This window comes from Geodermatophilus sp. YIM 151500, assembly GCF_025716945.1.
Lineage (GTDB): Bacteria > Actinomycetota > Actinomycetes > Mycobacteriales > Geodermatophilaceae > YIM-151500.
Window position 1 is genome coordinate 1 of the sequence record NZ_JAOVZT010000028.1, and the last position, 6,979, is coordinate 6,979.

Below are 6,979 nucleotides of genomic sequence, written 5' to 3' on the forward strand. Positions count from 1 at the left end.
TCGGCCTCACCAAGCGCACGGCCGACCTGTCGGGCGGGCTGACCGGCACCGGGCACTTCCTGGGCACCGTCGACTACGTCTCACCGGAGCAGATCCAGGGCCGACCGGTCGGGCCCGGCACGGACATCTACGCGCTGGGCTGCATGCTCCACGAGTGCCTGACGGGGCGGCTGCCCTTCCGTCGGGACGACGACGCCGCGCTGCTGTGGGCGCACCTGGTGGAGACGCCGCCACCAGTCACGGGCAGCCGCCCCGAGATCCCCGGGGCGGTCAACCTGGTGGTGGCGCGGGCCATGGCGAAGGACCCCGCGGACCGGTACCAGTCGTGCCACGAGCTGCTGCACGACCTCCAGCTGGCGCTGGGCATGCCGGCGACCGTGTCCACGCCGCGGCGCCGGGACAGCCGGGGCAGCGGAGGGGGTCCACGCGCCGCCACGGCCAGGCCGGACGGCTCCCGGACCGAGCTCGGAACGGTCACCGGAGATGTGTTCGGCGGCAGCCAGCACCCATCCTTCCCGCCCGGCCCGCTCGAGCGGAACCCGGGCCGAGCGGCCGCCGCGCACGGGTCCGTCCCGGGGGACTCCGACCGCGGCCTCGAGGAGCAGCCCCCCGACTCCTCCGGGGACGACTACCGGCAGGGCTACGAGGACCAGTACCGGGACGACTACCCGGACGAGTACCGGGAGGGCTACCCGGACGAGTACCGCGACGACGACGCCGGCTGGGACCAGGGCGAGCCGGGTCCTCCTCCCGCGCCGCCGCGGCGGATGCGCCGCTGGAAGCCCGTCGCCATCGGTGCGGCCGTCGCCGTCGTCCTCCTCGCCGTGGCCGCCGTGTTCCTCCGCTCCGCCCTGCTCTCGGAGGACTACCGGTCCTACGCCAGCGGCGGGACGCTGGTCCCGTTCACGCTCGACCACCCGGCCGACTGGGCGTCGGCGGTGGGGCCGTCCAGCGACGTCGTCCTGGCCCCCGATCCGACCGCGGCCGACCAGCTGTTCTTCTTCCGGGGCACACCCGACGCGTGGGCGAGCGCGACGGGGACCGTGCGGGCGAACGCACCCGAGAACGTCTGGCTGTACGTCTACACGTCCGCCGCCACGCTCGACACGTCCTCCGCCCAGGCGCTCCAGGACTCCGTCGTCCCGCTGCTGCCCATGACCACGCGGATCGAGTCGGGTCCGCGGCAGGTGCCGGTGGCCGGCGCTCCGGCGCAGGAGATGGAAGCGGTCACCTCGGATCCGGAGGACCCGCAGACCGCGCTGCGAGCGCTGGTGGACGTCGTCCAGCCGCCCGGCGCCGGCGGAGCGGTGCTGCTGGCCTTCTTCGCCCCTCCGGAGACGTTCGAGGAGCACCGGCCCGTGTTCGAGCGGATCCGGGACTCCTTGGAGATCACCCGCTGACCAGCCTGCTCCGCCCCTCGTCGAGGGCGAGCGGACCCTCGACGAGGGCGAGCGCACGGGAGACCTCGGCGAGCACGGCCGCGACCTCCCCGGGCCGTGGGCTGTGCAGCCGGTTGACCCGCCGCGCCGCGATCTTGAGGAGCAGCGCTGCCTCGAACACCGGCGCGCGCTGGACGATGCCTGCGCAGGTCTCGGCCGACTCCCCGCGTTCCGAGAGGCGGTCGGCGTACGCGGAGCGGAAGGTCTGCGCGGCCGCCTCGAACCAGGCCCGTCGGCCGGTCCGGCGGTACCAGAGGCCGGCGGGCCGCAGGTAGGCCAGGAAGTAGCCGACGTCGAGGGCCGGGTCGGCCAGGCAGAACTGGTCGAAGTCCACGAGGAAGACTGCGCCGTCGCGGACGAGCAGCTGGCTGGACTTGTAGCTCCCGTGCGCCGGGCGCAGGGTGTCGCCCGGCAGCCCGGTCAGGGTGGCGCACAGCGGATCGGTGACCCGCCGGACGACCGGCGCCAGCTCGGGTACGTGCTGCGCGAGCAGCTTGGCGCGCTTGGCGGCCTTCCCCGCCTCGTCCGCCCCCGTGCGGGGGGTCGGGTCAGCGGGCTGCAGGCCGCTGGTGTGCAGTTCGGCGAGGGCCCGGGCGGCCCGCGCGATCACCTCGGGTGCGACCTCCGACCCGGGGTGGACGACGCGGAGGCCGGAACGTGCCGGCACCCGGTCGCGGCTGCTGCCCAGGTCCTCGGTCAGCGCCAGCGGCAGCCCCGGCACCACGCCCAGCGGTCGGGCGGTCCAGGCGACCGCCGCCTCGTCGTGCAGCCGGGCCAGGAGATCCGTGGCGGCCTGCGCCTCGTGCGTCTCCCGGTACAGCTTCGCGACGAGGGTGCACGTCGTCACGGCGCCGTTCCCGGCTGCGGACGGTGGGTCGCCGAAGCGCAACCGGTAGCGGATGACGCAGCGGTCACCCGGCTTGTACCGCACGGGTTCGGCCGCGATGCCCACGAGGCGCCCGTCGGGTGGCACGGCGCAGACCCGTCGCGCGGCTGCCGCCAGGGCGTCGGCGAGGTCGGGGTGTGCGGCCGGCGACATGACGGTGTCCAGGTGCGGCAGCTGCGGATCGACCGGGAACCGCTGGACCGCGGGCACGGCAGCGGACGCGGTGCCGTCGGGCGACCCGAGGAGGGCCTGCTCGTCGACCTTCACGGTGTAGATGTTCCCGCCGTCGCCCGGACCGAAGACCGCGACGAGCCCGCGGCCGGGCTTGCGGCGCAGGTACCGCAGCGGCGGGCGGGCCCCTCCGCCGCCCTCCTCCGCGAGGTACCGGTCGAGCGCCTCGGTCGCGCCGGTGACGCTGTGCCCCGCCGACCCGCTCACGCGGTCACCGCCCTCGCGGTCCCGACCGTGGCGAGGAAGCGGAGCAGGGCGTCCGCGGGGTCGCGGGCGCCGCGGAAGCCGGGGAAGGGGTTGACGTCCACCACCACCGGCCGGCCATCGCTGACCAGCACGTCCACGCCGTACAGCTGCAGGTCGAGGGCACGCCCGGCGTCCCGCCCGGCCCGGATCCAGTCCTCGGGCAGGTCGGCCGGGTCCAGGAACTCGTCGGAGCTCTTGTCGGTGGACTGCAGCGCGCTGCGCCGCCGGGCTACGGACAGGTGGTCGCCGATCACCCACATCTTGACGTCGAACCCGTCGTTGACGGCGAACTCCTGCGCGACGACGGGCTCGTCGCCCCACTCGGGCAGCAGCTCGAGCAGCTCCTCCCGGGTGTGCACCAGGCGCACGAGGTCGCCCTTGTAACTGGCCCGGCTCTTCACGACGACGGGCCACGCGGGCGCCGCGCCGTCCTCGACCAGGTCGCGCAGGGCGGGGACGGACCAGCTGCGCGGGGCCGGCACGCCGGCGCGGTCCAGGGCCTCCGCCATCACCGCGCGGTCCAGCGTGGCGGCGGTCGCGTCCGGGGGGTTCACCACCAGGCTGCCGGCGCGCTCCGCGGTCCGCGCGACCCGCCTGGCCTCCGGGGTGCGGGACTTCAGCAGGACGACGTCCGGCGGCTCCTGCAGCCCCGGCTCGCGGCCGTATCCCGCGGGCAGGGTGCCCGCGTCGTAGACCGCGACCTCGTGCTGCCGGCCCAGTTCTTCCATCACCGCGGTGAGGACCGGGTTGGGCGAGGTCTGGGCGAGCAGGTGGATCCTCATGCCTTGGCCTCCACGACGGGGGTGAGGACGGGGCGGTAGACGGTGGGGGCGGAGGCCTGGGCGGCGGCGCGGGCGGCGGCCTGGCGGCGGGTGACCCGCAGCACGGTGCGGGCCAGCCGCCAGGCGGCCTGCGGGACCTTGCCGAAGCTGGGGAAGTCGTTGACGTCCAGGACGACCCAGCCGTTGTCGGTCTGGACGACGTCGATGCCGTAGATGTCGAGCTTGAAGACCCGGCCGACGGCGCGGGCCAGGTTGCGCAGCTCGGGGGTGACCGGGATCTGCTCCTCGACGACGTCGGCGCCGGGGTGCAGCGGGGAGCGCTTGACGGTGGCGAACACCTCGTCGCCGGTGTTGTACAGCTTGACGTCGTAGCCGGGGTTGGGCAGGTAGGGCTGGGCCAGCAGGCTGCCGCTGTCGTCGAGGTCGAGCCGGGCCAGTGCCTCGGGGCTGTCCACCCGGTACACGTCGCGCAGCGCGCTGCCGTCGTTGGGCTTGACCACCAGGGGGTAGGTGTCGGCGGGGATCTGCTCGAGCAGGGTCGACTTGTGCGCGAACCAGGTCTTCGGGAAGGGGATGCCGGCGGCCCGGGCGCGGACGGCGGCGACGGCCTTGTCCCGGGCCAGGCGGATGGCCCGGTGGTCGTTGATCGTGGTGACGCCGGCGGCCGCGGCGGCGTCGAGCAGCGTCAGGCCGGGGCCACCGGAGACCGTCTTGAGCACGAAGGCGTCGTACGGGACCGAGTCGGTCGACAGCAGCTCCCACAGGTCGGCCACCGTGCCGGTCGGGCGCAGCACGTCGACGACGTGGCCCCAGGAGCGCAGCACCTCGACGACGGCACCGGGCATCACGTCGTTCTCGTACCGGGCCTCGACGATGAAGCACAGCCGCGCCGGGGAGGTCAGCAGCACTTCGCCGAACTCCCGGATCGCGGAGACATCGATCTGCTGCGTCGCTCTCGAGCGGGTGTCGCCGGAGCTGGTCGAGCCGGTCATCGCGTGTGCCACCCCTCGTGTCCCCGGCCGTCCTTCGGCCGTGACACCACTCTGGACCCGACGAGGTCGGCTGGACAGGGCTCCGGGGCTGGAATCCGGCTGCTCGGGGCGGGCGTGCCGCGGTTCGGGGGTCGGTACGGGTCGGGATCGCCCCGCGGAGCGCGTCGTCACGCGGTGGCCTCCACGACGGGGGTGAGGACGGGGCGGTAGACGGTGGGGGCGGAGGCCTGGGCGGCGGCGCGGGCGGCGGCCTGGCGGCGGGTGACCCGCAGCACGGTGCGGGCCAGCCGCCAGGCGGCCTGCGGGACCTTGCCGAAGCTGGGGAAGTCGTTGACGTCCAGGACGACCCAGCCGTTGTCGGTCTGGACGACGTCGATGCCGTAGATGTCGAGCTTGAAGACCCGGCCGACGGCGCGGGCCAGGTTGCGCAGCTCGGGGGTGACCGGGATCTGCTCCTCGACGACGTCGGCGCCGGGGTGCAGCGGGGAGCGCTTGACGGTGGCGAACACCTCGTCGCCGGTGTTGTACAGCTTGACGTCGTAGCCGGGGTTGGGCAGGTAGGGCTGGGCCAGCAGGCTGCCGCTGTCGTCGAGGTCGAGCCGGGCCAGTGCCTCGGGGCTGTCCACCCGGTACACGTCGCGCAGCGCGCTGCCGTCGTTGGGCTTGACCACCAGGGGGTAGGTGTCGGCGGGGATCTGCTCGAGCAGGGTCGACTTGTGCGCGAACCAGGTCTTCGGGAAGGGGATGCCGGCGGCCCGGGCGCGGACGGCGGCGACGGCCTTGTCCCGGGCCAGGCGGATGGCCCGGTGGTCGTTGATCGTGGTGACGCCGGCGGCCGCGGCGGCGTCGAGCAGCGTCAGGCCGGGGCCACCGGAGACCGTCTTGAGCACGAAGGCGTCGTACGGGACCGAGTCGGTCGACAGCAGCTCCCACAGGTCGGCCACCGTGCCGGTCGGGCGCAGCACGTCGACGACGTGGCCCCAGGAGCGCAGCACCTCGACGACGGCACCGGGCATCACGTCGTTCTCGTACCGCTCCTCGACGACGAAGCACAGCCGCGCCGGCGCCGCGAGGAGCGTCTCGCCGAGCACCGTCGTCCGGACCGAGGACAGGCCGGTCCGGGTCACCGTGCTCCGCCGCACCGTGCTGGTCATCTGGTCCCGCCACCCCTCGTCCCGCCGGCCGGCGATCGGCCTGGGACCACCCTGGGTCCGGGGAGGGCGTGGGAACAGGCACCCCGGGGGTGACCGCACGCCGCTGCAGGGGTCCCTCCGCCGCCACCTAGGTGAGACCCCGGTCACGGTCGACCCGGGGGGCGCCACCCAGGGGGTGGGGCGACCACACCTGCCGAGGCGTCCGTCCACCCCTGCGGTGGCTACCCGGGCACGCGGCCGCCGCCGAAGCTGCTGTCGACGGATTCGGTGGACGACCGCAGGCGGGGGTCACGATGTACCTGGGCAACGGTTCGGACCGGCGGGGCCAGCAGCTCGTCGCCGAGGCGCAGGACATCCTGGCGCAGGACATCCTGCTGCCGGGCGGCGAGGGCAGCCGCATCCAGGTCCTCGGCCACCGTGGGACCACGGGCGCGGGGTTCGCGGAGAACTCCGTGGCGGCGGTGACCGAGGCGCTGCTGCTCGGTGCGGACGGGGTCGAGGTCGACGTGTGGCTCGCGGACGGCACGCTGGTCTGCGCCCACGACCTGGCTCCGGCCGCCCGGGGTTCGCTCGCGACGCTGACCGAGGTGCTCGCCGCCGCGCAGCGCCACCCCGGCACGCGAGTCGTCGTCGAGGCCAAGCCCGTGACGGACGCCGCCGTCGCGCAGGCCACCGCGGACGCCCTGGCCGACGTGCTGGGCACCGTCACGGACGTCGACATCACCGTCTCGTCCTTCGATCCGGCCCTGCTGGCGATGATCCGCGAGACGTGCGCCGACCTGCCCGTGCGGACGGGGCTGCTCGGCGACAGTGCGGAGCCGGCGGCGGCGGTCGTGCGGCGGGCCCACGAGGACGGCCACGACGAGGTGCACCTGCCGCTCGTCGCCGTCCGGCGCGCGCCGGACGCGGTGGAGTCGGCCCGGCGGTCGGGCCTGACGGTCACCGTCTGGACGGTCAACCGTCGTCCCGACCTGCGCTGGGTGGCCGAGCTCGGCGTGGACGCCGTCATCACCGACGACGTGCTCGTCGCCTGGAGCGAGGTGGACCGGCCCGCCACCGAGCCGGCCGTGGCGGTCGTGGTGGCCGCCACCGCCTGACGGCACTGCGCCCCCGCCGCACAGCACCGCGCCCCCGCCTCACAGCACCGCGCCCCCGCCTCCGACCCGTGCGACGGGCAGGAGGCGGGGGCGCGGACTGGCGGCCGTCAGCGGTCGATGTCGCCGCGGATGAAGGCTTCGACGAGGTCGCG

General features: G+C 74.8%; 6 protein-coding genes. 2 read left to right on the forward strand and 4 right to left on the reverse strand.

The genetic code is table 11. The annotated features are described in order from the left end of the window. Positions 1 to 1,400 (forward strand): serine/threonine-protein kinase (locus OF117_RS21900; protein WP_411969477.1); only part of this gene is annotated, 1,400 nt, incomplete at its 5' end. On the opposite strand, the gene OF117_RS21905 is transcribed toward OF117_RS21900, so the two are convergent. The 4 genes from OF117_RS21905 to OF117_RS21920 form a co-directional block, all read right to left on the reverse strand. After that, positions 1,390 to 2,763: a phosphotransferase family protein gene (locus OF117_RS21905; RefSeq protein ID WP_263554979.1), complete on the reverse strand. Its 1,374-nt coding sequence runs from the start codon at positions 2,761 to 2,763 to the stop codon at positions 1,390 to 1,392. The two genes, OF117_RS21900 and OF117_RS21905, sit on opposite strands and share 11 nt — an antisense overlap. Continuing rightward, on the reverse strand, positions 2,760 to 3,584 hold the full coding sequence (locus tag OF117_RS21910) for a RimK family alpha-L-glutamate ligase (RefSeq protein WP_263554980.1): 825 nt from the start codon (positions 3,582 to 3,584) through the stop codon (positions 2,760 to 2,762). The genes OF117_RS21905 and OF117_RS21910 overlap by 4 nt, the downstream gene beginning before the upstream one ends. Then, positions 3,581 to 4,576, reverse strand: coding sequence for a RimK family alpha-L-glutamate ligase (locus OF117_RS21915; protein ID WP_263554981.1), 996 nt, complete (start codon positions 4,574 to 4,576; stop codon positions 3,581 to 3,583). Before OF117_RS21915 ends, OF117_RS21910 begins: the two co-directional genes overlap by 4 nt. A gap of 167 nt (positions 4,577 to 4,743) precedes the next feature. Continuing rightward, on the reverse strand, positions 4,744 to 5,730 hold the full coding sequence (locus OF117_RS21920) for a RimK family alpha-L-glutamate ligase (RefSeq protein WP_263554982.1): 987 nt from the start codon (positions 5,728 to 5,730) through the stop codon (positions 4,744 to 4,746). Positions 5,731 to 6,023: 293 nt separating this feature from the next. Between OF117_RS21920 and OF117_RS21925 the strand changes: the two genes are divergently transcribed. Beyond that, entirely contained in the window at positions 6,024 to 6,827 is an 804-nt protein-coding gene (locus tag OF117_RS21925) for a glycerophosphodiester phosphodiesterase (RefSeq protein WP_263554983.1), read from the forward strand. The last annotated feature ends 152 nt before the right edge of the window (positions 6,828 to 6,979 follow it).

Coding starts and splice junctions, on each gene's coding strand:
- OF117_RS21920 (WP_263554982.1), bottom strand. CDS start 5,730: ATGACCAGCACGGTGCGGCGGAGCACGGTGACCCGGACCGGCCTGTCC.
- OF117_RS21925 (WP_263554983.1), top strand. CDS start 6,024: ATGTACCTGGGCAACGGTTCGGACCGGCGGGGCCAGCAGCTCGTCGCC.
- OF117_RS21915 (WP_263554981.1), bottom strand. CDS start 4,576: ATGACCGGCTCGACCAGCTCCGGCGACACCCGCTCGAGAGCGACGCAG.
- OF117_RS21910 (WP_263554980.1), bottom strand. CDS start 3,584: ATGAGGATCCACCTGCTCGCCCAGACCTCGCCCAACCCGGTCCTCACC.